The organism is Streptococcus sp. SN-1 (assembly GCF_041154385.1).
Lineage (GTDB): Bacteria > Bacillota > Bacilli > Lactobacillales > Streptococcaceae > Streptococcus > Streptococcus mitis_CT.
The window spans coordinates 1,891,929-1,914,556 of record NZ_AP028929.1 but is presented as its reverse complement, the minus strand read 5'-3'; the positions used below and the strand labels follow the sequence as shown (position 1 = coordinate 1,914,556).

Genomic DNA, 22,628 nt, shown 5'->3' with positions numbered 1-22,628 from the left:
GGAAAAATCCAGCTCTTTTAAAATATCTCTAGAAAATAGGTCTATACCATTTACAAATGCATCAGAAAAGTTTATAATGTAATTGACATAATAAATATCAAAAGTAATCTTTTAAGGAGGTCATTATTATGCCTAATTACGTTAAAGCGGATCAGTTTTTCTATCCATTTGGCATTCGTCGCGGTGGGTACTTAGAACTTGTTGATGGCAAATTTGGGAAACATGTGGATCAAATTCCTGAAGGAGCAGAGGTTCTTGACTATACTGGTTATAGCATTGCACCAGGTCTTGTGGATACTCATATTCATGGATATGCAGGTGTAGATGTGATGGACAACAACATTGAAGGTACATTGCACACTATGAGTGAAGGACTTCTTAGTACCGGTGTTACCAGTTTCTTGCCCACAACTTTAACAGCCACTTATGAGCAATTGCTTGCAGTCACTGAAAATCTTGGAAACCATTATAAAGAAGCAACAGGTGCTAAGATTCGTGGGATTTATTATGAAGGTCCATATTTCACAGAAACTTTTAAGGGGGCACAAAATCCAACTTATATGAGAGACCCGGGTGTTGAGGAGTTTCATTCTTGGCAGGATGCTGCAAAAGGGATGCTAAATAAGATCGCTATTGCACCAGAACGTGATGGGGTGGAAGATTTTGTACGTACTATTACAGGTGAGGGTGTGACAGTTGCACTTGGACACTCAGATGCGACATTTGAACAAGCTAAGAAGGCAGTTGATGCTGGAGCTAGTGTATGGGTACATGCCTATAATGGGATGCGTGGTTTAACACACCGCGAACTCGGTATGGTAGGAGCTATGTATGAGCTCCCACATACTTACGCAGAATTGATTTGTGATGGTCACCACGTAGATCCAAAAGCTTGTGAGATTTTACTTAAGCAAAAGGGGACAGAAAACATCGCTCTTATTACGGACTGTATGACAGCTGGTGGGCTTGAAGATGGTGACTATATGTTGGGAGAATTCCCTGTTGTAGTAGCAAATGGAACTGCACGTCTCAAATCTACTGGTAATTTGGCAGGTTCTATCCTCAAACTTAAAGATGGTATGAGAAATGTAGTCGAGTGGGGTATTGCAAATCCACACGAAGCGGTCATGATGGCCAGCCTTAACCCAGCAAAATCTGTTCATATTGACGATGTCTGTGGCCAAATCCGTGAAGGTTATGATGCGGACTTTATCGTATTAGATAAAGATTTGGAATTGGTAGCAACCTATCTAGACGGTGTGAAACGTTATCAAGCATAAGATATAAAGCAGGGGTTAGAGACTAGCTTCTGCTTTTTATCTATATTTCTTTACCGGTTAATAAAAAAGTTAAAAAAATCACAAAAAAACTTGAAGAAACAAATGAAAAGGCTTACAATTACATTATAAATAGTACAAATAAAAAACGGAGGAGTACTTTATGAAAGCCTATACTTATGTTAAACCAGGACTTGCTTCTTTTGTTGACGTTGACAAACCAGTGATTCGCAAGCCGACAGACGCTATTGTGCGTATCGTAAAAACCACTATTTGTGGAACAGACCTCCATATTATCAAAGGGGATGTTCCTGCTTGCAAAAGTGGTACCATTCTTGGTCACGAAGGGATTGGGATTGTTGAAGAAGTTGGAGAAGGAGTTTCGAATTTCAAAAAAGGCGACAAGGTCTTGATTTCTTGTGTCTGTGCCTGTGGTAAATGCTACTACTGTAAAAAAGGAATTTATGCCCATTGTGAAGACGAAGGGGGCTGGATTTTCGGTCACTTGATTGACGGTATGCAGGCTGAATATTTACGTGTCCCTCATGCAGATAACACTCTTTACCATACTCCAGAAGACTTGTCAGATGAAGCCTTGGTTATGTTATCAGACATTTTGCCTACTGGGTATGAAATTGGTGTCTTGAAAGGGAAAGTAGAACCTGGTTGTAGTGTGGCCATTATTGGTTCAGGTCCAGTTGGATTGGCTGCTCTTTTGACAGCTCAGTTCTACTCACCAGCCAAATTGATTATGGTGGACTTAGACGATAACCGCTTGGAAACTGCTGTATCATTTGGTGCGACTCACAAGGTTAATTCTTCAGACCCTGAAAAAGCCATTAAAGAAATTTATGATTTGACAGATGGTCGTGGTGTAGATGTTGCTATCGAAGCTGTTGGTATTCCTGCAACATTTGATTTCTGTCAAAAGATTATCGGTGTAGACGGAACAGTTGCCAACTGTGGTGTACATGGTAAACCAGTTGAATTCGATTTGGACAAACTTTGGATTCGCAACATCAATGTAACAACTGGTTTGGTATCTACAAATACAACTCCACAATTGTTGAAAGCACTTGAAAGTCATAAGATTGAACCAGAAAAATTGGTAACTCACTATTTCAAACTCAGTGAAATTGAAAAAGCCTACGAAGTCTTCAGTAAGGCAGCAGACCACCATGCAATTAAGGTCATCATTGAAAACGATATTTCAGAATCTTAAGTAGTAAAAACATTTTGGAACATAAGTAAATATAAATTCAGTCATTTATCAGATGGCTGAATTTTTTATCTGAAAAATAAGAAATGAGCATATTTCTTTTCTTGTTTAATGGAATTAGTTATAATATACGATACAAAGGAAATGAATGAATATGTATCGTGTTATAGAAATGTATGGAGATTTTGAACCTTGGTGGTTCTTAGAAGGTTGGGAAGAAGATATTGTAGCTAGTAAGAAATTTGACCAGTATTATGATGCTCTCAAATATTACAAAACTTGCTGGTTTAAATTGGAACAAGAATCCCCTCTTTATAAAAGCAGAAGTGACTTGATGACCATTTTTTGGGATCCAGAAGACCAACGTTGGTGTGATGAATGTGATGAGTATTTACAACAATACCATTCGTTGGCTCTTTTGCAGGATGAGCAGGTTATTCCAGATGAAAAACTACGCCCAGGCTATGAAAAACAAACAGGTAAGGAAAGGCACCGTTCTTGCCGTATGAAATTAAAATAGAGAAAAAGTAACTTTTTTTGGAGTTGCTTTTTTATTTTTTTCTAAATCTTTGCGAATAGTATAGGTGAGGAGGTAAGTATGGTTCAAGAAATTGCACAAGAAATCATTCGTTCGGCCCGGAAAAAAGGGGCGCAGGATATTTATTTTGTCCCTAAGCTCGACGCTTATGAGCTTCATATGAGGGTAGGAGATGAGCGTTGTAAAATTGGTTGTTATGATTTTGAAAAGTTTGCTGCCGTTATCAGCCACTTTAAGTTTGTGGCGGGTATGAATGTGGGAGAAAAGCGACGTAGTCAGCTTGGTTCCTGCGATTATGCTTATGACGATAAGATGGCGTCCTTACGTTTATCTACCGTAGGCGATTATCGAGGGCATGAGAGTTTAGTTATTCGCTTGTTGCATGATGAGGAGCAGGATTTGCATTTTTGGTTTCAGGATATCGAAGAACTGGGCAAGCAGTATAGGCAACGTGGTCTCTATCTTTTTGCTGGTCCGGTCGGCAGTGGCAAGACGACCTTGATGCATGAATTGGCTAAATCTCTCTTTAAAGGACAGCAAGTTATGTCCATTGAAGATCCTGTCGAAATCAAGCAGGACAACATGCTCCAGTTGCAGTTGAATGAGGCGATTGGGCTTACCTATGAAAATCTAATCAAACTTTCCTTGCGCCATCGACCAGATCTCTTGATTATCGGAGAAATTCGGGACAGCGAGACGGCGCGTGCAGTAGTTAGAGCTAGTTTGACAGGGGTAACAGTCTTTTCAACCATTCATGCCAAGAGTATTCGAGGTGTTTATGAGCGCCTGCTGGAGTTGGGTGTGAGTGAGGAGGAATTAGCAGTCGTTCTTCAAGGAGTCTGCTACCAGAGATTAATTGGGGGAGGAGGAATCGTTGACTTTGCAAACAAAGACTATCAAGAACACCAGCCAACTAGCTGGAATGAGCAGATTGACCAGCTTCTTAAAGATGGACATATCACAAGTCTTCAGGCTGAAACGGAAAAAATTAGCTACAGCTAAGCAAAAAAATATCATCACCTTGTTTAACAATCTCTTTTCCAGCGGTTTTCATCTGGTAGAGACTATCTCCTTTTTAGATAGGAGTGCCTTGTTGGACAAGCAGTGTGTGACCCAGATGCGCACGGGCTTGTCTCAGGGGAAATCATTCTCAGAAATGATGGAAAGTTTGGGCTTTTCAAGTGCCATTGTCACTCAGTTATCCCTAGCGGAAGTCCATGGAAATCTCCACCTGAGTTTGGGAAAGATAGAAGAGTATCTAGACAATCTAGCCAAGGTCAAGAAAAAATTAATTGAAGTAGCGACCTATCCCTTGATTTTACTGGGATTTCTTCTCTTAATTATGCTGGGGCTACGTAGCTACCTACTACCACAACTGGATAGTAGTAATATTGCCACCCAAATTATCGGAAATCTGCCACAAATCTTTCTAGGAATGGTAGGATTTGTTTCCATACTTGTCCTTTTAGCACTCACTTTTTATAAAAGAAGTTCTAAGATGCGCGTCTTTTCTATCTTAGCACGCATTCCTTTTCTTGGAATCTTTGTGCAGACTTATCTGACAGCTTATTATGCGCGTGAATGGGGTAATATGATTTCGCAGGGAATGGAGCTGACGCAGATTTTTCAAATCATGCAGGAACAAGGTTCCCAGCTCTTTAAAGAAATCGGTCAAGATTTAGCTCAATCCCTACAAAATGGCCGCGAATTTTCTCAAACCATAGCAACCTATCCTTTCTTTAAAAAAGAGTTGAGTCTCATCATCGAGTATGGTGAAGTCAAGTCCAAGCTGGGGAGTGAGTTGGAAATCTATGCTGAAAAAACTTGGGAAGCCTTTTTTACCCGAGTTAACCGCACCATGAATTTGGTGCAGCCACTGGTTTTTATCTTTGTGGCACTGATTATCGTTTTACTTTATGCGGCAATGCTCATGCCCATGTATCAAAATATGGAGGTAAATTTTTAAAATGAAAAAAATGATGACATTCTTGAAAAAAGCTAAGGTTAAAGCTTTTACACTTGTGGAAATGTTGGTGGTCTTGCTGATTATCAGCGTGCTTCTATTACTCTTTGTACCTAATCTGACCAAGCAAAAAGAAGCAGTCAACGACAAAGGAAAAGCTGCTGTTGTTAAGGTGGTGGAAAGCCAGGCAGAGCTTTATAGCTTGGATAAAAATGAAGATGCTAGCTTAAGTAAGTTACAAGCAGATGGGCGAATCACAGAAGAGCAAGCTAAAGCTTATAAAGAATATCATGCAAAACAAAATAAGACTCAAACGGTCGCGGATTAAGGCCTTTACCATGCTGGAAAGCCTCTTGGTTTTGGGACTTGTGAGTATCCTTGCCTTGGGCTTGTCTGGCTCTGTCCAGTCCACTTTTGCGGCGGTAGAGGAGCAGATTTTCTTTATGGAGTTTGAAGAACTCTATCGGGACACTCAAAAACGCAGTGTAGCTAGTCAGCAAAAGACTAGTCTAAACTTAGATGGGCAGACGATTAGCAATGGCAGTCAAAAGTTGACAGTCCCCAAAGGGATTCAGGCACCATCAGGTCAAAGTATTACATTTGATCGAGCTGGGGGCAATTCGTCCCTGGCTAAGGTTGAATTTCAGACCAGTAAAGGAATGATTCGCTATCAGTTATATCTAGGAAATGGAAAAATTAAACGCATTAAGGAAACAAAAAATTAGGGCAGTGATTTTACTGGAAGCAGTAGTTGCTCTAGCTATCTTTGCCAGCATTGCAACCCTCCTTTTGAGACAAATTCAGAAAAATAGGCAAGAAGAAGCAAAAATCTTGCAAAAGGAAGAAGTCTTGAGGGTAGCTAAGATGACCTTGCAGACAGGTCAAAATCAGGTAAACATAAATGGAGTTGAGATTCAGGTGTTTTCTAGTGAAAAGGGATTGGAGGTCTACCATGGTTCAGAACAGTTGTTGGCTATCAAAGAGCCATAAGGTCAAGGCTTTTACCTTGTTGGAATCCTTGATTGCCCTTATTGTCATCAGTGGGAGCCTACTCCTCTTTCAAGACATGAGTCAGCTCCTCATTTCAGAAGTTCGCTACCAACAACAAAGCGAGCAAAAGGAGTGGCTCTTGTTTGTGCACCAGCTGGAGGCAGAATTAGACCGTTCGCAATTCGAAAAAGTGGAGGGCAATCGCCTCTATATGAAGCAGGATGGCAAGGAAATTGCGATAGGTAAGTCAAAATCGGATGATTTTCGTAAAACCGATGCTAGTGGACGGGGTTATCAGCCTATGGTTTATGGCCTCAAATCCGCTCAGATTACAGAGGACAATCAGTTGGTGCGTTTTCGTTTCCAGTTCCAAAAAGGCTTAGAAAGGGAGTTCATCTATCGTGTGGAAAAAGAAAAAAGTTAAGGCAGGGGTTCTCCTCTATGCAGTGACCATGGCAGCCATCTTTAGTCTTTTGTTACAATTTTACTTGAACCGACAAGTCGCCTACTATCAAGACTATGCTTTAAATAAAGAAAAGTTAATTGCTTTTGCTATGGCCAAGCGAACCAAAGATAAGGTTGAGCAAGAAAGTGGAGAACAGGTTTATAACCTAGGTCAGGTGAGCTATCAAAATAAGAAAACAAGCTTGGTGACGACGGTTCGTACGCCTAAGAGTCAATATGAATTTATCTTTCCTTCCGTCAAAATCAAAGAAGAGAAAAGAGATAAAAAGGAAGAGGTAGCGACCGATTCAAGCGAAAAAGCGGAGAAGAAAAAATCAGAAGAGAAGGTCGAAAAGAAAGATAATTCTTAGCCAATCAAGCTACTTTGTGTTAAACTAAAAGCATGAAACATGATTTTAACCACAAAGCAGAAACTTTCGATTCCCCTAAAAATATTTTCCTTGCAAACTTGGTTTGTCAAGCAGTCGAGAAGCAGCTTAATCTTCTATCAGACAAAGAAATTTTGGATTTCGGTGGAGGGACGGGGCTATTAGCCTTGCCTCTGGCAAAACAAGCCAAATCTGTAATATTGGTGGATATTTCAGAGAAAATGCTGGAGCAAGCTCGTTTGAAAGCGGAGCGACAAGAAATCAAGAATATCCAGTTTTTGGAGCAAGATTTATTGAAAAATCCCTTAGAGCAAGAGTTTGATCTCATTGTTGTTTGTCGGGTTCTTCATCATATGCCTGATTTGGATGCGGCTCTCTCACTGTTTCATCAACATCTGAGAGAAAACGGACAACTTTTACTTGCTGATTTTACCAAGACAGAAGCTAACCATCATGGATTTGAATTGGCTGAACTGGAAACCAAGCTAATTCAGCACGGTTTTTCATCTGTGTATAGTCAGATTCTCTATAGTGCTGAAGACCTGTTTCAAGGAAATTACTCAGAACTCTTTTTAACAGTAGCCCAAAAATCACTCGCCTAGTCAGGGAGTGATTTTTCTATAAGGATGGAAAAAAGAAGGGAAATTTGATAAGATAGGAATATGGATTTTGAAAAAATTGAACAAGCTTATACTTATTTACTAGAGAATGTCCAAGTCATCCAAAGTGATTTGGCGACCAACTTTTATGACGCCTTGGTGGAGCAAAATAGCATCTATCTGGATGGTGAGACTGAGCTAGAGCAGGTCAAGGAGAACAATCAAGTCCTTAAGCGCTTAGCGCTACGCAAAGAAGAATGGCTCAAGACCTACCAGTTTCTCTTGATGAAGGCTGGGCAGACAGAGCCCTTACAGGCCAATCACCAGTTTACACCAGATGCCATTGCTTTACTTTTGGTGTTTATTGTGGAAGAGTTGCTTAAAGAGGAGGAAATTACTATTCTCGAAATGGGGTCTGGGATGGGAATTCTAGGCGCTACTTTCTTGACCTCGCTTGATAAAAAGGTGGATTATTTGGGAATGGAAGTGGATGATTTGCTGATTGATTTGGCAGCTAGCATGGCAGATGTGATTGGTTTGCAGGCTGGTTTTGTCCAAGGAGATGCCGTTCGTCCACAAATGCTCAAAGAAAGCGATGTGGTCATCAGCGACTTGCCTGTCGGTTATTATCCTGATGATGCCGTTGCGTCGCGCCATCAAGTTGCTTCTAGTCAAGAACATACCTACGCTCATCACTTGCTCATGGAACAAGGACTTAAGTACCTCAAGTCAGATGGATACGCTATTTTTCTCGCTCCGAGTGATTTGTTGACCAGCCCTCAAAGTGATTTGTTGAAAGGCTGGTTGAAAGAAGAGGCAAGTCTGACTGCCATGATTAGTTTGCCTGAAAATCTCTTTGCCAATGTCAAACAATCCAAGACAATTTTTATCTTACAGAAGAAAAGTGAAACAGCAGTAGAGCCTTTTGTTTATCCACTTGCTAGCTTGCAAGATGCAAGTATTTTAATGAAATTTAAAGAAAATTTTCAAAAATGGACTCAAGGTACTGAAATATAAAATAGATTTTGTTATAATAGATGAAAACGCTTAAAAAGGGGTATCATGTTATGACAAAAACAATTGCAATCAATGCGGGAAGTTCAAGTTTGAAATGGCAATTATACTTAATGCCAGAAGAAAAAGTATTGGCGAAAGGTTTGATTGAACGTATCGGTTTGAAAGATTCAATTTCAACTGTAAAATTTGATGGTCGTTCTGAACAACAAATTTTGGATATCGAAAATCATACACAAGCTGTAAAAATCTTATTGGATGACTTGATTCGTTTCGATATTATCAAGGCTTATGACGAGATTACAGGTGTTGGCCACCGTGTTGTTGCCGGTGGAGAATATTTCAAAGAATCAACAGTTGTTGAGGGAGATGTTTTAGAAAAAGTTGAAGAGTTGAGTTTGTTGGCTCCTCTCCACAATCCAGCCAATGCTGCAGGTGTTCGTGCCTTCAAGGAATTGTTGCCAGACATTACCAGTGTAGTTGTTTTTGATACTTCATTCCACACAACTATGCCAGAGAAAGCTTATCGCTATCCTCTACCAACAAAATATTACACAGAAAACAAGGTTCGTAAATATGGTGCCCACGGGACAAGTCACCAGTTTGTAGCAGGAGAAGCAGCAAAACTCTTGGGACGTCCATTAGAGGACTTGAAATTGATTACTTGCCACATCGGTAATGGTGCTTCTATTACAGCTGTTAAGGGTGGTCAATCTGTCGATACTTCAATGGGATTCACTCCACTTGGTGGTGTGATGATGGGAACTCGTACAGGGGATATTGACCCAGCTATCATTCCTTACTTAATGCAATATACAGAAGACTTTAACACGCCTGAAGACATTAGTCGCGTCCTTAATCGTGAATCAGGGCTTATGGGGGTTTCAGGTAAATCTAGTGATATGCGTGATGTGATTGCAGCTATGGAAGAAGGGGACCACGATGCCACTTTAGCCTATGAAATGTATGTTGATCGCATTCAAAAACATATCGGTCAATACCTTGCAGTCTTAAATGGAGCAGATGCTATTATCTTTACTGCAGGTATCGGTGAAAATTCTGCAAACGTACGTGAAGATGTTATCTCAGGTATCTCTTGGTTTGGCTGTGATGTTGATCCAGAGAAGAACGTCTTTGGCGTGACAGGAGACATCTCAACAGAGGCAGCGAAGATTCGTGTTTTGGTTATTCCAACAGATGAAGAATTGGTCATTGCCCGTGACGTTGAACGCTTGAAAAAATAAGTAAAACTAGAAAAAATATTTAGTACAAGGAGTTGGGAAAGAGATTTTTCCAGCTTCTTTTTCTGATGAAATTGTGTAAAACCTTGCTATGATTGGCTTTTTTGAAAAATATGGTATAATAGTAGTAATTTAATAGATGGAGTTGAGTTTTGAAGAAAAACTTTCGTGTAAAAAGAGAGAAAGATTTTAAGGCGATTTTCAAGGAGGGGAAAAGTTTTGCCAATCGCAAATTTGTTGTCTACCAATTAGAAAATCAGAAAAACCATTTTCGAGTAGGTCTATCAGTTAGCAAAAAACTAGGGAATGCCGTCACTAGAAATCAAATTAAGCGACGAATTCGACATATTATCCAGAATGCAAAAGGGAGTCTGGTAGAAGATGTCGACTTTGTTGTCATTGCTCGAAAAGGAGTCGAAACCTTGGGATACGCAGAGATGGAGAAAAATCTACTCCACGTATTAAAATTATCAAAGATTTACCAGGAAGGAAATGGGAGTGAAAAAGAAACTACAGTTGACTAGTTTGCTAGGACTGTCCCTATTTATCATGACAGCCTGTGCAACAAATGGGACAACTAGCGATATTACAGCCGAATCGGCTGATTTTTGGAGTAAATTTGTTTACTTCTTTGCGGAAATCATTCGCTTTTTATCGTTTGATATCAGTATCGGAGTGGGGATTATTCTCTTTACGGTCTTGATTCGTACAGTTCTCTTGCCGGTCTTTCAAGTGCAAATGGTGGCTTCTAGAAAAATGCAGGAAGCTCAACCACGCATTAAGGCGCTTCGAGAACAATATCCAGGTCGAGATATGGAAAGCAGAACCAAGCTAGAGCAAGAAATGCGTAAAGTCTTTAAAGAAATGGGTGTCAGACAGTCAGATTCTCTTTGGCCGATTTTGATTCAGATGCCGGTTATCTTGGCCTTGTTCCAAGCTCTATCAAGAGTTGACTTTTTAAAGACAGGTCATTTCTTATGGATTAACCTTGGTGGTGTGGATACAACCCTTGTTCTTCCGATTTTAGCAGCTGTATTTACCTTTTTAAGTACTTGGTTGTCCAACAAAGCCTTGTCTGAGCGTAATGGCGCTACGACTGCGATGATGTATGGGATTCCAGTCTTGATCTTTATCTTTGCAGTTTATGCACCAGGTGGAGTCGCCCTATACTGGACAGTGTCCAATGCTTATCAAGTCTTGCAAACCTATTTCTTGAACAATCCATTCAAGATTATCGCAGAGCGCGAGGCGGTAGTTCAGGCACAGAAAGATTTGGAAAATAGAAAAAGAAAAGCCAAGAAAAAGGCTCAGAAAACGAAATAATAAGGAGGAATCTGGTAATGGTAGTATTTACAGGTTCAACTGTTGAAGAAGCAATCCAGAAAGGATTGAAAGAATTAGATATCCCAAGACTGAAGGCTCATATCAAAGTCATTTCTCGTGAAAAAAATGGATTTCTTGGTTTGTTTGGTAAAAAACCAGCTCAAGTTGATATTGAAGCTATTAGTGAAACAACGGTCATTAAAGCTAATCAGCAGGCTGTCAAGGGTGTTCCCAAAGAAATTAATGAACAAAATGAACCGGTCAAAACAGTCAGTGAAGCAACCGTTGATTTGGGGCATGTTGTAGAAGCAATTAAAAAGATTGAAGAGGAAGGTCAAGGGGTTTCTGATGAAGTCAAGGCTGAAATCTTGAAAAATGAAAAACATGCCAGCACTATTTTGGAAGAAACTGGACATATTGAGATTTTAAATGAATTACAGCTTGAAGAAGCTGGTTTCGGAGAAGAAGTAGAAACTCCTATTGCTGAGACTCAAGCGGAACAAACTGAAAGTCAAGAATTAGAAGATTTGGGCTTAAAGGTGGAACCGAGCTTTGATATTGAACAAGTAGCTACGGAAGTAACGACTTATGTTCAAACGATTATTGATGATATGGACGTTGAGGCGACGATTTCAAATGACTATAACCGTCGTAGCATCAATCTACAAATTGATACTAATGAGCCAGGTCGTATCATCGGTTATCATGGTAAAGTCTTGAAGGCCTTGCAACTGTTGGCTCAAAATTATCTTTATAACCGCTATTCAAGAACTTTCTACATTACTATTAATGTTAATGATTACGTTGAACACCGTGCAGAAGTCTTGCAGACCTATGCGCAAAAATTGGCGACTCGTGTTTTAGAAGAAGGTCGTAGCCATCAGACAGATCCTATGTCAAATAGTGAACGCAAGATTATCCACCGTATTATTTCACGTATGGATGGCGTGACTAGTTACTCTGAAGGTGATGAGCCAAATCGCTATGTCGTTGTAGATACAGAATAAGTAAAATCAGGTTTATCCTGATTTTTTGCTAGCTAGAGGAGGTTAAACGGATGTTGAATAAGATAAGAGACTATCTAGACTTTGCAGGTTTGCAGTACCGTAATCCAGATAAAGCTGGGGAAGAACGAGAGAAAATGCTGGAATTCCGCCATAAAGGTCAAGAGGCTCGAAAAGCCTTTACAGAACTGGCTAAAGCATTTCAGATAAGTCATCCAGAATGGCAACTCCAACAGACAAGTCAGTGGATGAACCAAGCGCAGCGTTTGAGACCACACTTATGGGTTTATCTACAGCGTGAGGGGAAAGTGACAGAACCTATGATGGCTCTTCGTTTGTATGGAACACCTGCTGACTTTGGAATTTCCTTAGAGGTCAGTTTCATCGAGCGTAAGAAAGATGAGCGAACTCTAGGCAAGCAGGCCAAAGTTTTAAAAGTTCCAACCGTTGAAGGTGTTTATTATCTAGTCTACTCTGATGGTCAAAGTCAACGGTGGGAGGCGAACGAAGAAAATCGTCAAATTTTAAGAAATAAACTATCCAATCAGGAAGTCCGAAAAGTGTTAGTTAAAATAGATGTCCCTATAACAGAGAATTCATCTGAAGAAGAAATCGTAGAAGCCCTACTGAAATCTTATGATAAAATTCTTCCATTTTATCTAGCTACGAGAAACTAAGCTAATCATTAAAATATCATAAATCATACAGTCCAAGAGTGAACAGTCCGCTGTGTAATTCTTGGTCTTTTTGTTTACGCTTTCAAATTATATAATAAACCTACAAAAACAATTCAAAAGGAGAACAATTATGGAAGTCATTTCAAGTGTTCTAAATTGGTTTTCTAGCAATATTTTGCAGAATCCCGCATTTTTCGTAGGTTTATTGGTGTTGATAGGATACGCACTTTTGAAAAAACCTGCCCACGACGTTTTCTCAGGGTTTGTTAAAGCAACAGTAGGGTATATGTTGCTCAATGTGGGTGCAGGTGGTTTGGTTACAACCTTCCGTCCGATCTTAGCAGCCCTTAACTACAAATTCCAAATTGGTGCAGCGGTTATCGACCCTTACTTTGGACTTGCTGCAGCAAACAACAAAATTGCAGCAGAGTTTCCAGATTTTGTTGGAACTGCAACTACAGCTCTATTGATTGGTTTCGGAATAAATATCTTGCTCGTAGCTCTTCGCAAGATCACGAAGGTAAGAACCCTCTTTATTACTGGTCACATCATGGTACAACAAGCTGCAACAGTATCTCTTATGGTTCTATTCTTAGTACCACAATTGCGCAATGCTTACGGTACAGCAGCGATTGGTATCATCTGTGGACTTTACTGGGCAGTTAGTTCAAATATGACTGTTGAGGCAACTCAACGCTTGACTGGTGGTGGCGGATTTGCGATTGGTCACCAACAGCAATTTGCAATCTGGTTTGTAGATAAAGTAGCAGGACGCTTTGGTAAGAAAGAAGAAAGTTTAGACAATCTTAAATTACCTAAGTTCCTCTCAATCTTCCACGATACAGTTGTTGCATCTGCTACCTTGATGCTCGTATTCTTCGGAGCCATTCTTTTAATCTTGGGTCCAGACATTATGTCTAATAAAGAAGTCATCACTTCAGGAACTCTATTCAATCCTGCTAAACAAGATTTCTTTATGTACATTATTCAAACAGCCTTTACCTTCTCAGTTTACTTGTTCGTTTTGATGCAAGGTGTCCGCATGTTCGTATCTGAGTTGACAAACGCCTTCCAAGGTATTTCAAACAAATTGTTGCCAGGCTCATTCCCAGCGGTTGACGTTGCAGCTTCTTATGGATTTGGTTCTCCAAACGCTGTCTTGTCAGGATTTGCCTTTGGTTTGATTGGTCAATTGATCACAATTGTCTTGCTCATCGTCTTTAAAAATCCGATTCTTATTATTACAGGATTTGTACCAGTGTTCTTTGACAATGCAGCCATTGCGGTCTACGCTGATAAACGCGGTGGATGGAAAGCGGCTGTTATCCTATCCTTCATCTCAGGTGTTCTCCAAGTTGCTTTAGGAGCTCTCTGTGTAGCTCTTCTTGATTTAGCATCTTATGGTGGTTACCATGGAAATATCGACTTTGAATTCCCATGGCTTGGATTTGGATATATCTTCAAATACCTTGGTATTGTTGGTTATGTACTTGTGTGTCTCTTCTTGCTTGTTATTCCTCAACTTCAATTTGCCAAAGCAAAAGATAAAGAGAAATATTACAACGGTGCAGTTCAAGAAGAAGCTTAGTATCTAGAAAAGGAGAAATAAAATGGTTAAAGTATTAGCAGCGTGCGGAAATGGAATGGGTTCATCAATGGTTATCAAGATGAAGGTTGAAAATGCTCTCCGTAAGCTTAATCAAACAGATTTTACAGTCAATTCATGCAGTGTCGGTGAAGCTAAAGGTTTAGCAGCAGGATATGACATCGTAATCGCTTCTCTTCATTTGATCCAAGAATTGGAAGGGCGAACTAATGGGAAGTTAATTGGGCTTGACAACTTGATGGATGATAAAGAAATCACTGAAAAACTCAGTCAAGCACTACAGTAAAAGGTTGGAGGGGGCTGGATAGAAACTGAGAGTCATCGTTTCTGTCCTTCTCCCTCTTTAAATAAAGGAGGCAGATATGAATTTAAAACAAGCTTTAATTGACAATGACTCGATCCGACTAGGTTTAGAAGCTAAAGACTGGAAAGAAGCAGTCAAGGTAGCAGTAGATCCCTTGATTGAAAGTGGAGCAATTTTGCCAGAGTATTACGATGCTATCATTGAATCGACTGAAGAGTATGGCCCATACTATATCTTAATGCCAGGTATGGCTATGCCCCATGCTAGACCTGAAGCTGGAGTGCAAAGAGATGCCTTTTCATTGATCACCTTACAAAATCCTGTTGTATTTTCAGATGGGAAAGAAGTTTCAGTTTTGTTGGCACTAGCAGCAACAAGCTCAAAAATTCACACAAGTGTAGCCATTCCACAGATTATTGCCTTGTTTGAATTAGAAGATTCTATCGCACGTTTACAGGTTTGCCAGACTAAGGAAGATGTCTTGACGATGATTGAAGAATCTAAGGATAGCCCTTATCTCGAGGGATTGGATTTGGAAAGTTAGAAAGAGGAATAAAGAGATGACAAAAAGAATACCTAATTTACAAGTTGCATTAGATCATTCAGACTTGCAAGGAGCGATTAAAGCAGCTGTTTCTGTTGGTCAGGAAGTAGATATTATCGAAGCTGGAACTGTTTGCTTATTACAAGTTGGAAGTGAACTGGTTGAAGTCTTGCGAAGCCTTTTTCCAGATAAGATTATTGTGGCAGACACAAAATGTGCCGATGCTGGTGGAACAGTTGCCAAAAATAATGCCGTTCGTGGTGCCGATTGGATGACTTGTATCTGTTGTGCAACTATCCCTACTATGGAAGCGGCTCTAAAGGCTATCACGGCTGAACGTGGAGACCGAGGCGAAATCCAGATTGAACTTTATGGCGATTGGACTTTTGAACAAGCTCAGCTTTGGCTAGATGCTGGTATCTCACAAGCTATTTATCACCAATCTCGTGATGCACTTCTTGCTGGTGAGACTTGGGGTGAAAAAGACCTTAATAAGGTTAAAAAACTCATCGACATGGGCTTCCGTGTGTCTGTAACAGGTGGTCTAGATGTAGATACTCTCAAACTATTTGAAGGCGTTGATGTCTTTACCTTCATCGCAGGTCGTGGAATTACAGAAGCTGCGGATCCAGCAGGAGCAGCGCGTGCCTTCAAGGATGAAATCAGACGAATTTGGAGGTAAACCATGGCACGTCCAATTGGAATTTATGAAAAGGCAACCCCGACACACTTTACTTGGCTAGAACGTTTAAATTTTGCCAAGGAGTTAGGCTTTGATTTTGTCGAGATGTCTATTGATGAACGTGACGAGCGTTTAGCAAGACTGGACTGGAGCAAGGACGAGCGTTTGGAAGTTGTCAAAGCAATCTATAAAACTGGTGTTCGTATTCCTTCTATCTGTTTTTCAGGCCATCGTCGCTACCCATTGGGATCAAATGATCCAGTTCTAGAGGAAAAATCTCTAGAACTCATGAAAAAATGTATTGAATTAGCCCAAGACTTGGGAGTTCGTACTATTCAATTAGCTGGTTACGACGTTTATTATGAGGAAAAGTCACCCCAGACACGCCAACGTTTTATCAAAAATTTGAGAAAAGCTTGTGACTGGGCTGAAGAGGCTCAGGTGGTGCTTGCTATTGAAATTATGGATGATCCTTTCATCAATAGCATCGAAAAATACTTGGCTGTAGAAAAAGAGATTGACTCTCCCTACCTCTTTGTATACCCAGATATTGGTAATGTATCTGCATGGCATAATGATGTCTACAGTGAATTTTATCTTGGGCATCATGCCATCGCAGCTCTCCATCTCAAGGATACTTATGCAGTGACAGAAAGTTCAAAGGGCCAGTTCCGAGATGTAACTTTTGGGCAAGGTTGTGTCAAATGGGAAGAAGCTTTCGATATTTTAAAACAAACCAATTATAATGGACCTTTCCTAATCGAAATGTGGTCTGAAAATTGTGAAACTGTAGAAGAAACACGCGCAGCCATTCAAGAGGCGCAAGCTTTTCTCTATCCACTAATTAAGAAAGCAGGTTTGATGTAAGATGAATCAAGTAATAAACGATATGCGTAAACGAGTCTGTAATGCCAATCAATCATTACCAAAACATGGACTTGTTAAATTTACCTGGGGAAATGTATCGGAAGTCAATCGCGAACTAGGTGTCATTGTTATTAAACCATCAGGCGTAGATTATGACGAATTGACACCTGAAAACATGGTGGTGACGGACTTGGATGGCCAAGTTCTAGAAGGAGATTTAAGACCATCTTCTGACCTCCCAACTCATGTGCAGTTATATAAGGCATGGCAAGAGATTGGTAGTGTGGTACACACCCATTCGACAGAAGCAGTTGGTTGGGCACAGGCTGGACGTGATATTCCTTTCTATGGAACAACCCATGCAGATTATTTCTACGGTTCAATCCCTTGCGCTCGTAGTTTGACCAAAGATGAAGTAGAAGTAGCCTATGAAAAAGATACTGGCTTGGTTATCGTAGAAGAATTTGAGCGTCGTGGTCTCAATCCTGTTGAAGTACCAGGTATTGTTGTACGCAATCACGGTCCATTCACCTGGGGAAAAAATCCAGAGAATGCTGTTTATCACTCTGTCGTACTAGAGGAAGTATCAAGGATGAATCGCTTTACAGAACAAATCAATCCAAGAGTTGAACCTGCTCCTCAGTACATTCTAGAAAAACACTACCAACGTAAGCATGGACCAAATGCTTATTACGGTCAAAAGAAATAAGAAATTGAATTGAAAAGAGGCTAGGACCTTTCGATCCAAGCCTCGCTTTTGTAATTGTAAGTATTCGTTATTAAGAGACTACTGTTGATAATTGAAATGCGTTAGTGAATGTGATACTATTATAAAGTTGTTTTCAAGGCAGTTGATTGATAGAGGAGTATGAAATATGGTACTGGATAAGGCAAGTTGTGATTTACTTCAATATTTGATGGATCAAGAAACGTCCAAAACGATTATGGCGATTTCGAAAGATTTGAAAGAGTCAAGAAGGAAAATTTATTATCACATTGACAAAATCAATGCTGCTTTGGGTGACGAGGCGCTTCACATCATTAGTATTCCACGAATTGGTATTCACTTAACGGAAGAGCAGAGAGATGCTTGTTGTGAACTATTATCAGAAGTAGATTCGTACGATTATATCATGAGTGCGCATGAACGTATGATGATAATGTTACTATGGATAGGTATTTCTAAAGAACGTATTACGATTGAAAAATTGATGGAGTTAACAGAGGTGTCTAGGAATACTGTTCTCAATGATTTGAATAGTATTCGTTATCAACTAACTTTGGAACAATATCAGGTGACCTTGCAAGTGAGCAAGTCACAGGGATACCATCTTCATGCCCACCCTCTTAATAAAATTCAGTATCTTCAATCGCTTCTATATCATATTTTTATGGAAGAAAATGCCACTTTTGTATCTATTTTAGAAGATAAGATGAAAGAGAGGTTAGATGGTGAGTGTTTGCTTTCTGTTGAAATGAACCAATTTTTTAAGGAACAGGTTCCTTTAGTTGAACAAGATTTAGGGAAGAAAATAAATCATCATGAAGTAACTTTTATGTTGCAGGTTCTACCTTATTTGCTGTTAAGCTGTCATAATGTTGAACAGTATCAAGAAAGACATCAGGATATAGAGAAAGAATTTTCTTTGATAAGAAAAAGAATAGAGTATCAGGTGTCTAAGAAATTAGGAGAACGGTTGTTTCAAAAGTTTGAAATTTCTTTGTCAGAACTTGAAGTTTCTCTTGTAGCTGTTCTTCTCCTCTCCTATCGTAAAGATTTGGATATTCATGCAGAAAGTGATGATTTTCGGCAATTAAAACTTGCTTTAGAAGAATTTATCTGGTATTTTGAATCACAAATCCGAATGGAGATTGAGAACAAGGATGATTTGTTAAGAAATTTGATGATCCACTGTAAAGCCTTGTTATTTAGAAAGACTTACGGTATTTTTTCTAAAAATCCTCTAACAAAACAAATTCGATCCAAGTATGGAGAATTATTTTTAGTCACTAGAAAATCTGCGGAAATTTTAGAAGGAGCATGGTTTATTCGGCTAACAGACGATGATATTGCCTATTTGACGATTCATATTGGAGGATTTTTAAAGTATACACCATCGTCTCAAAAAAATATGAAAAAAGTTTATCTCGTTTGTGATGAAGGTGTTGCGGTTTCGAGACTTTTGCTGAAACAATGCAAACTTTATTTTCCAAATGAGCAAATTGGCACTGTATTTACAACAGAACAATTTAAGAGTGTGGAAGATATTGCACAAGTTGATGTAGTGATTACTACTAATGATGATTTGGATAGCAGATTTCCGATTTTAAGGGTTAATCCTATCCTTGAAGCAGAAGATATTTTGAAAATGCTAGACTATCTTAAACACAATATATTTCGTAATGAGAGCAAAAGTTTCAGAGAAAATCTTTCTAGTCTTATTTCGTCTTATATTGTAGACAGCAAGTTGGCTAGTAAGTTCCAAGAAGAGGTTCAAACACTTATAAATCAAGAAATAGTAGTTCAAGCTTTTTTGGAAGATATTTGAAGGACAGTCCAATGATGAACACAAACCTGTGTTTTTCTTGGTCTTTTTTAGTGTTTTGAAGGGTGGTATACTAGTTTCAAAGATAACAATTATATCCAAAGGAGGCAACATATGCCAAACGTCAAAGAAATTACAAGAGAGTCATGGATTTTAGCTACTTTCCCAGAGTGGGGAACATGGTTGAACGAAGAAATCGAAGAAGAAGTCGTACCTGAAGGCAATTTTGCCATGTGGTGGCTAGGCAACTGTGGTACTTGGATTAAGACACCAGGTGGTGCTAACGTTGTCATGGACCTTTGGTCAAACCGTGGAAAATCAACCAAAAAAGTGAAAGATATGGTTCGTGGGCACCAAATGGCAAATATGGCAGGTGTTCGTAAGTTGCAACCAAACTTGCGTGTTCAGCCAATGGTTATCGATCCATTTGCTATCAACGAACTAGACTATTACTTAGTTTCACACTTCCATAGTGATCATATCGACCCATACACAGCTGCAGCAATTCTCAACAATCCTAAGTTAGAGCATGTTAAGTTTATCGGTCCTTACCACTGTGGACGAATCTGGGAAGGATGGGGTGTTCCAAAAGAACGTATCATCGTTGTTAAACCAGGTGACACTATCGAATTAAAAGATATGAAGATTCATGCAGTAGAATCATTTGACCGTACTTGCTTGGTAACTCTCCCAGTGAACGGTGCTGATGAGACAGGCGGTGAACTTGCTGGCTTAGCTGTTACAGATGAAGAAATGGCTCAAAAGGCTGTTAACTATATCTTTGAAACACCAGGTGGAACCATCTATCATGGTGCAGATTCTCACTTCTCAAACTATTTTGCAAAACATGGTAAAGACTTTAAAATTGATGTTGCTTTGAATAACTATGGTGAAAATCCGGTAGGTATCCAAGATAAAATGACATCTATCGACCTTCTTCGTATGGCAGAAAATCTGCGTACCAAAGTCATTATCCCAGTTCACTATGATATCTGGTCTAACTTCATGGCTTCTACTAATGAGATTCTAGAACTTTGGAAAATGAGAAAAGATCGCTTGCAATACGATTTCCATCCATTTATCTGGGAAGTTGGCGGTAAGTACACTTATCCTCAAGATCAACACTTAGTAGAATACCATCATCCACGTGGTTTTGATGATTGTTTTGAACAAGACTCTAACATTCAATTTAAAGCTTTGCTATAATATAAAAATATTCTTTGGAGGTTATCCGTATGTTGCATGATACGGATAATTTTCATATAATAGTAAAATAGAATGTGTGATACAATAATCACTTCAAATAGAAAGGAAATTCTATGTCAAATCTATCTGTTAATGCAATTCGTTTCCTAGGTATTGACGCTATCAACAAAGCCAACTCAGGTCACCCAGGTGTGGTTATGGGAGCGGCTCCGATGGCTTACAGCCTCTTTACAAAACAACTTCGTATCAATCCAGCTCAACCAAACTGGATCAACCGCGACCGCTTTATTCTTTCAGCAGGTCATGGTTCAATGCTTCTTTATGCCCTTCTTCACCTTTCTGGTTTTGAAGATGTTAGCATGGATGAGATTAAGAGCTTCCGTCAGTGGGGTTCAAAAACACCAGGTCACCCAGAATTTGGACATACAGCAGGGATTGATGCTACAACAGGTCCTCTAGGGCAAGGTATTTCAACTGCCACTGGTTTTGCCCAGGCAGAACGTTTCTTGGCAGCCAAATATAACCGCGAAGGTTACAATATCTTTGACCACTATACTTATGTTATTTGTGGAGACGGAGATTTGATGGAAGGTGTTTCAAGTGAGGCGGCTTCATACGCAGGTTTGCAAAAACTAGATAAGTTGGTTGTCCTTTATGATTCAAATGACATCAACTTGGATGGTGAGACAAAGGATTCCTTTACAGAAAGTGTTCGTGACCGTTACAACGCCTACGGTTGGCATACTGCCTTGGTTGAAGATGGAACAGACTTGGAAGCAATCCATGCTGCTATCGAAACAGCTAAAGCTTCAGGCAAACCATCTTTGATTGAAGTGAAGACGGTTATTGGATACGGTTCTCCAAACAAACAAGGAACTAATGCCGTACATGGGGCTCCTCTTGGAGCAGATGAAACTGCAGCAACTCGTCAGGCTCTTGGTTGGGACTACGAACCATTTGAAATTCCAGAACAAGTTTACGCTGATTTCAAAGAACATGTTGCAGACCGTGGTGCATCAGCTTATGAAGCTTGGACAAAATTAGTTGCAGATTATAAAGAAGCTCACCCAGAACTAGCTGCAGAAGTAGAAGCCATCATCGACGGACGCGATCCAGTTGAAGTGACTCCAGCAGACTTCCCAGCTTTAGAAAATGGCTTCTCTCAAGCAACTCGTAATTCAAGCCAAGATGCCTTGAACGTTGTGGCGGCTAAGTTGCCAACCTTCTTGGGTGGATCAGCTGACTTAGCTCACTCAAACATGACTTATATCAAGACTGACGGACTTCAAGACGACGCCAATCGCTTGAACCGTAACATTCAGTTTGGTGTTCGTGAATTTGCAATGGGAACTATCTTGAACGGGATGGCCCTTCACGGTGGACTTCGTGTATACGGTGGAACTTTCTTCGTCTTCTCTGACTATGTGAAGGCAGCTGTCCGTTTGTCAGCCTTGCAAGGACTTCCTGTGACCTATGTCTTTACCCATGATTCTATTGCAGTTGGGGAAGATGGGCCAACACACGAACCAGTTGAACACTTAGCAGGTCTCCGTGCTATGCCAAATCTAAATGTTTTCCGTCCAGCAGATGCGCGTGAAACTCAAGCAGCTTGGTACCTTGCAGTGACAAGTGAGAAAACACCAACTGCTCTTGTCTTGACACGTCAAAACTTGACTGTTGAAGAGGGAACAGACTTCGACAAGGTTGCTAAAGGTGCTTATGTTGTCTATGAAAATGAAGCAGACTTTGATACCATCTTGATTGCGACAGGTTCAGAAGTCAATCTAGCTGTCTCAGCTGCTAAAGAATTGGCTAGTCAAGGCGAAAAAGTCCGCGTAGTCAGCATGCCATCTACAGATGTCTTTGATAAACAAGATGCAGCATACAAGGAAGAAATTCTTCCAAATGCAGTTCGCCGTCGTGTTGCAGTCGAAATGGGTGCAACTCAAAACTGGTACAAATATGTTGGTCTCGATGGTGTTGTTCTCGGTATTGATACCTTCGGAGCCTCTGCACCAGCACCAAAAGTATTGGCAGAATATGGCTTTACTGTAGAAAATCTTGTAAAAGTCGTTCAAAATTTGAAATAATTCTAAAAATCAGGGCGCGAGCTCTGGTTTTTCTTACTAGAAAAGCAAGGTACAATCTTGTAAAAGTAGCTGAAATTTGATATAGTAGTCCTATGTAAAAGACAA

Annotated in this window: 26 protein-coding genes; all 26 read left to right on the top strand. The window is 39.9% G+C overall.

Annotated elements, in window-relative coordinates; all coding sequences use genetic code 11:
* The first annotated feature begins 128 nt into the window (after positions 1 to 128).
* Positions 129 to 1,280, top strand: coding sequence for an N-acetylglucosamine-6-phosphate deacetylase (gene nagA / locus ACAM22_RS08890; protein ID WP_101786331.1), 1,152 nt, complete (start codon positions 129 to 131; stop codon positions 1,278 to 1,280).
* Between the two features lie 160 nt (positions 1,281 to 1,440).
* On the top strand, positions 1,441 to 2,499 hold the full coding sequence (locus ACAM22_RS08885; protein ID WP_369606702.1) for a zinc-dependent alcohol dehydrogenase family protein: 1,059 nt from the start codon (positions 1,441 to 1,443) through the stop codon (positions 2,497 to 2,499).
* Positions 2,500 to 2,650: 151 nt separating this feature from the next.
* On the top strand, positions 2,651 to 3,016 hold the full coding sequence (locus tag ACAM22_RS08880) for a DUF1033 family protein (RefSeq protein ID WP_045606653.1): 366 nt from the start codon (positions 2,651 to 2,653) through the stop codon (positions 3,014 to 3,016).
* A gap of 78 nt (positions 3,017 to 3,094) precedes the next feature.
* A complete protein-coding gene (comGA, locus tag ACAM22_RS08875; protein WP_265529564.1) occupies positions 3,095 to 4,036 on the top strand; it encodes a competence type IV pilus ATPase ComGA in 942 nt (313 codons plus the stop codon).
* Entirely contained in the window at positions 3,984 to 5,000 is a 1,017-nt protein-coding gene (gene comGB / locus ACAM22_RS08870; protein ID WP_265529580.1) for a competence type IV pilus assembly protein ComGB, read from the top strand. The genes comGA and comGB overlap by 53 nt, the downstream gene beginning before the upstream one ends.
* Position 5,001: 1 nt before the next feature.
* Positions 5,002 to 5,325: a comG operon protein ComGC gene (gene comGC, locus ACAM22_RS08865; protein ID WP_000738640.1), complete on the top strand. Its 324-nt coding sequence runs from the start codon at positions 5,002 to 5,004 to the stop codon at positions 5,323 to 5,325.
* Positions 5,288 to 5,722 carry a competence type IV pilus minor pilin ComGD gene (gene comGD / locus ACAM22_RS08860; protein WP_369606701.1) on the top strand — a complete coding sequence of 145 codons (435 nt, stop codon included), beginning with the start codon at positions 5,288 to 5,290 and terminating at the stop codon, positions 5,720 to 5,722. Before comGC ends, comGD begins: the two co-directional genes overlap by 38 nt.
* Positions 5,685 to 5,987 (top strand): competence type IV pilus minor pilin ComGE, encoded by a 303-nt coding sequence (comGE, locus tag ACAM22_RS08855; protein ID WP_369606700.1) that lies wholly within the window; start codon positions 5,685 to 5,687, stop codon positions 5,985 to 5,987. Before comGD ends, comGE begins: the two co-directional genes overlap by 38 nt.
* Complete coding sequence (comGF, locus tag ACAM22_RS08850; RefSeq protein ID WP_369606699.1) at positions 5,950 to 6,411, top strand: competence type IV pilus minor pilin ComGF; 462 nt, start codon at positions 5,950 to 5,952, stop codon at positions 6,409 to 6,411. Before comGE ends, comGF begins: the two co-directional genes overlap by 38 nt.
* The gene (comGG, locus tag ACAM22_RS08845) at positions 6,389 to 6,802 is read left to right on the top strand and encodes a competence type IV pilus minor pilin ComGG (RefSeq protein ID WP_173267826.1); all 414 of its coding nucleotides are present in this window, start codon (positions 6,389 to 6,391) and stop codon (positions 6,800 to 6,802) included. The genes comGF and comGG overlap by 23 nt, the downstream gene beginning before the upstream one ends.
* Before the next feature lie 32 nt (positions 6,803 to 6,834).
* Positions 6,835 to 7,422: a class I SAM-dependent methyltransferase gene (locus tag ACAM22_RS08840; protein ID WP_261059675.1), complete on the top strand. Its 588-nt coding sequence runs from the start codon at positions 6,835 to 6,837 to the stop codon at positions 7,420 to 7,422.
* Between the two features lie 60 nt (positions 7,423 to 7,482).
* On the top strand, positions 7,483 to 8,436 hold the full coding sequence (locus ACAM22_RS08835; protein WP_369606698.1) for a class I SAM-dependent methyltransferase: 954 nt from the start codon (positions 7,483 to 7,485) through the stop codon (positions 8,434 to 8,436).
* A 50-nt stretch (positions 8,437 to 8,486) separates the two neighbouring features.
* Positions 8,487 to 9,677 (top strand): acetate kinase, encoded by a 1,191-nt coding sequence (locus ACAM22_RS08830; RefSeq protein ID WP_369606697.1) that lies wholly within the window; start codon positions 8,487 to 8,489, stop codon positions 9,675 to 9,677.
* Positions 9,678 to 9,826: 149 nt separating this feature from the next.
* The gene (gene rnpA, locus ACAM22_RS08825) at positions 9,827 to 10,198 is read left to right on the top strand and encodes a ribonuclease P protein component (RefSeq protein ID WP_369606696.1); all 372 of its coding nucleotides are present in this window, start codon (positions 9,827 to 9,829) and stop codon (positions 10,196 to 10,198) included.
* Positions 10,173 to 10,997: a membrane protein insertase YidC gene (locus tag ACAM22_RS08820; RefSeq protein WP_261059677.1), complete on the top strand. Its 825-nt coding sequence runs from the start codon at positions 10,173 to 10,175 to the stop codon at positions 10,995 to 10,997. The genes rnpA and ACAM22_RS08820 overlap by 26 nt, the downstream gene beginning before the upstream one ends.
* Positions 10,998 to 11,014: 17 nt before the next feature.
* Positions 11,015 to 12,004: an RNA-binding cell elongation regulator Jag/EloR gene (gene jag, locus ACAM22_RS08815; RefSeq protein ID WP_261012396.1), complete on the top strand. Its 990-nt coding sequence runs from the start codon at positions 11,015 to 11,017 to the stop codon at positions 12,002 to 12,004.
* A 50-nt stretch (positions 12,005 to 12,054) separates the two neighbouring features.
* Positions 12,055 to 12,678, top strand: a complete 624-nt coding sequence (locus ACAM22_RS08810) for a ribonuclease P (protein WP_261012397.1) — start codon at positions 12,055 to 12,057, stop codon at positions 12,676 to 12,678.
* A 130-nt stretch (positions 12,679 to 12,808) separates the two neighbouring features.
* On the top strand, positions 12,809 to 14,266 hold the full coding sequence (locus ACAM22_RS08805; protein ID WP_000452074.1) for a PTS ascorbate transporter subunit IIC: 1,458 nt from the start codon (positions 12,809 to 12,811) through the stop codon (positions 14,264 to 14,266).
* A 22-nt stretch (positions 14,267 to 14,288) separates the two neighbouring features.
* Complete coding sequence (locus ACAM22_RS08800; protein ID WP_000241466.1) at positions 14,289 to 14,570, top strand: PTS sugar transporter subunit IIB; 282 nt, start codon at positions 14,289 to 14,291, stop codon at positions 14,568 to 14,570.
* Between the two features lie 76 nt (positions 14,571 to 14,646).
* Complete coding sequence (locus ACAM22_RS08795) at positions 14,647 to 15,132, top strand: PTS sugar transporter subunit IIA (protein WP_033679597.1); 486 nt, start codon at positions 14,647 to 14,649, stop codon at positions 15,130 to 15,132.
* 16 nt (positions 15,133 to 15,148) lie between these two features.
* Positions 15,149 to 15,814: a 3-keto-L-gulonate-6-phosphate decarboxylase UlaD gene (locus ACAM22_RS08790; RefSeq protein ID WP_219967498.1), complete on the top strand. Its 666-nt coding sequence runs from the start codon at positions 15,149 to 15,151 to the stop codon at positions 15,812 to 15,814.
* 3 nt (positions 15,815 to 15,817) lie between these two features.
* Positions 15,818 to 16,681 carry an L-ribulose-5-phosphate 3-epimerase gene (locus ACAM22_RS08785; RefSeq protein WP_000113590.1) on the top strand — a complete coding sequence of 288 codons (864 nt, stop codon included), beginning with the start codon at positions 15,818 to 15,820 and terminating at the stop codon, positions 16,679 to 16,681.
* A 1-nt stretch (position 16,682) separates the two neighbouring features.
* Positions 16,683 to 17,390: an L-ribulose-5-phosphate 4-epimerase gene (locus tag ACAM22_RS08780; RefSeq protein ID WP_247949636.1), complete on the top strand. Its 708-nt coding sequence runs from the start codon at positions 16,683 to 16,685 to the stop codon at positions 17,388 to 17,390.
* A gap of 166 nt (positions 17,391 to 17,556) precedes the next feature.
* Positions 17,557 to 19,230 (top strand): transcription antiterminator, encoded by a 1,674-nt coding sequence (locus tag ACAM22_RS08775; protein ID WP_238096592.1) that lies wholly within the window; start codon positions 17,557 to 17,559, stop codon positions 19,228 to 19,230.
* Positions 19,231 to 19,341: 111 nt separating this feature from the next.
* Positions 19,342 to 20,433, top strand: coding sequence for an L-ascorbate 6-phosphate lactonase (gene ulaG / locus ACAM22_RS08770; RefSeq protein WP_001134226.1), 1,092 nt, complete (start codon positions 19,342 to 19,344; stop codon positions 20,431 to 20,433).
* A 113-nt stretch (positions 20,434 to 20,546) separates the two neighbouring features.
* On the top strand, positions 20,547 to 22,523 hold the full coding sequence (gene tkt / locus ACAM22_RS08765) for a transketolase (protein ID WP_084925442.1): 1,977 nt from the start codon (positions 20,547 to 20,549) through the stop codon (positions 22,521 to 22,523).
* Positions 22,524 to 22,628: the final 105 nt, after the last annotated feature.

Excerpts from the sequence above, each read along its gene's own strand:
- ACAM22_RS08795 (WP_033679597.1), top strand. The coding sequence starts at position 14,647 with ATGAATTTAAAACAAGCTTTAATTGACAATGACTCGATCCGACTAGGT.
- ACAM22_RS08790 (WP_219967498.1), top strand. The coding sequence starts at position 15,149 with ATGACAAAAAGAATACCTAATTTACAAGTTGCATTAGATCATTCAGAC.
- ACAM22_RS08775 (WP_238096592.1), top strand. The coding sequence starts at position 17,557 with ATGGTACTGGATAAGGCAAGTTGTGATTTACTTCAATATTTGATGGAT.
- ulaG (WP_001134226.1), top strand. The coding sequence starts at position 19,342 with ATGCCAAACGTCAAAGAAATTACAAGAGAGTCATGGATTTTAGCTACT.
- comGC (WP_000738640.1), top strand. The coding sequence starts at position 5,002 with ATGAAAAAAATGATGACATTCTTGAAAAAAGCTAAGGTTAAAGCTTTT.
- ACAM22_RS08785 (WP_000113590.1), top strand. The coding sequence starts at position 15,818 with ATGGCACGTCCAATTGGAATTTATGAAAAGGCAACCCCGACACACTTT.
- ACAM22_RS08800 (WP_000241466.1), top strand. The coding sequence starts at position 14,289 with ATGGTTAAAGTATTAGCAGCGTGCGGAAATGGAATGGGTTCATCAATG.
- ACAM22_RS08840 (WP_261059675.1), top strand. The coding sequence starts at position 6,835 with ATGAAACATGATTTTAACCACAAAGCAGAAACTTTCGATTCCCCTAAA.
- nagA (WP_101786331.1), top strand. The coding sequence starts at position 129 with ATGCCTAATTACGTTAAAGCGGATCAGTTTTTCTATCCATTTGGCATT.
- ACAM22_RS08885 (WP_369606702.1), top strand. The coding sequence starts at position 1,441 with ATGAAAGCCTATACTTATGTTAAACCAGGACTTGCTTCTTTTGTTGAC.
- ACAM22_RS08810 (WP_261012397.1), top strand. The coding sequence starts at position 12,055 with ATGTTGAATAAGATAAGAGACTATCTAGACTTTGCAGGTTTGCAGTAC.
- ACAM22_RS08835 (WP_369606698.1), top strand. The coding sequence starts at position 7,483 with ATGGATTTTGAAAAAATTGAACAAGCTTATACTTATTTACTAGAGAAT.
- ACAM22_RS08880 (WP_045606653.1), top strand. The coding sequence starts at position 2,651 with ATGTATCGTGTTATAGAAATGTATGGAGATTTTGAACCTTGGTGGTTC.
- ACAM22_RS08830 (WP_369606697.1), top strand. The coding sequence starts at position 8,487 with ATGACAAAAACAATTGCAATCAATGCGGGAAGTTCAAGTTTGAAATGG.
- comGB (WP_265529580.1), top strand. The coding sequence starts at position 3,984 with ATGGACATATCACAAGTCTTCAGGCTGAAACGGAAAAAATTAGCTACA.
- comGE (WP_369606700.1), top strand. The coding sequence starts at position 5,685 with ATGGAAAAATTAAACGCATTAAGGAAACAAAAAATTAGGGCAGTGATT.
- comGD (WP_369606701.1), top strand. The coding sequence starts at position 5,288 with ATGCAAAACAAAATAAGACTCAAACGGTCGCGGATTAAGGCCTTTACC.
- ACAM22_RS08805 (WP_000452074.1), top strand. The coding sequence starts at position 12,809 with ATGGAAGTCATTTCAAGTGTTCTAAATTGGTTTTCTAGCAATATTTTG.
- tkt (WP_084925442.1), top strand. The coding sequence starts at position 20,547 with ATGTCAAATCTATCTGTTAATGCAATTCGTTTCCTAGGTATTGACGCT.
- jag (WP_261012396.1), top strand. The coding sequence starts at position 11,015 with ATGGTAGTATTTACAGGTTCAACTGTTGAAGAAGCAATCCAGAAAGGA.
- comGA (WP_265529564.1), top strand. The coding sequence starts at position 3,095 with ATGGTTCAAGAAATTGCACAAGAAATCATTCGTTCGGCCCGGAAAAAA.
- comGF (WP_369606699.1), top strand. The coding sequence starts at position 5,950 with ATGGTTCAGAACAGTTGTTGGCTATCAAAGAGCCATAAGGTCAAGGCT.
- ACAM22_RS08780 (WP_247949636.1), top strand. The coding sequence starts at position 16,683 with ATGAATCAAGTAATAAACGATATGCGTAAACGAGTCTGTAATGCCAAT.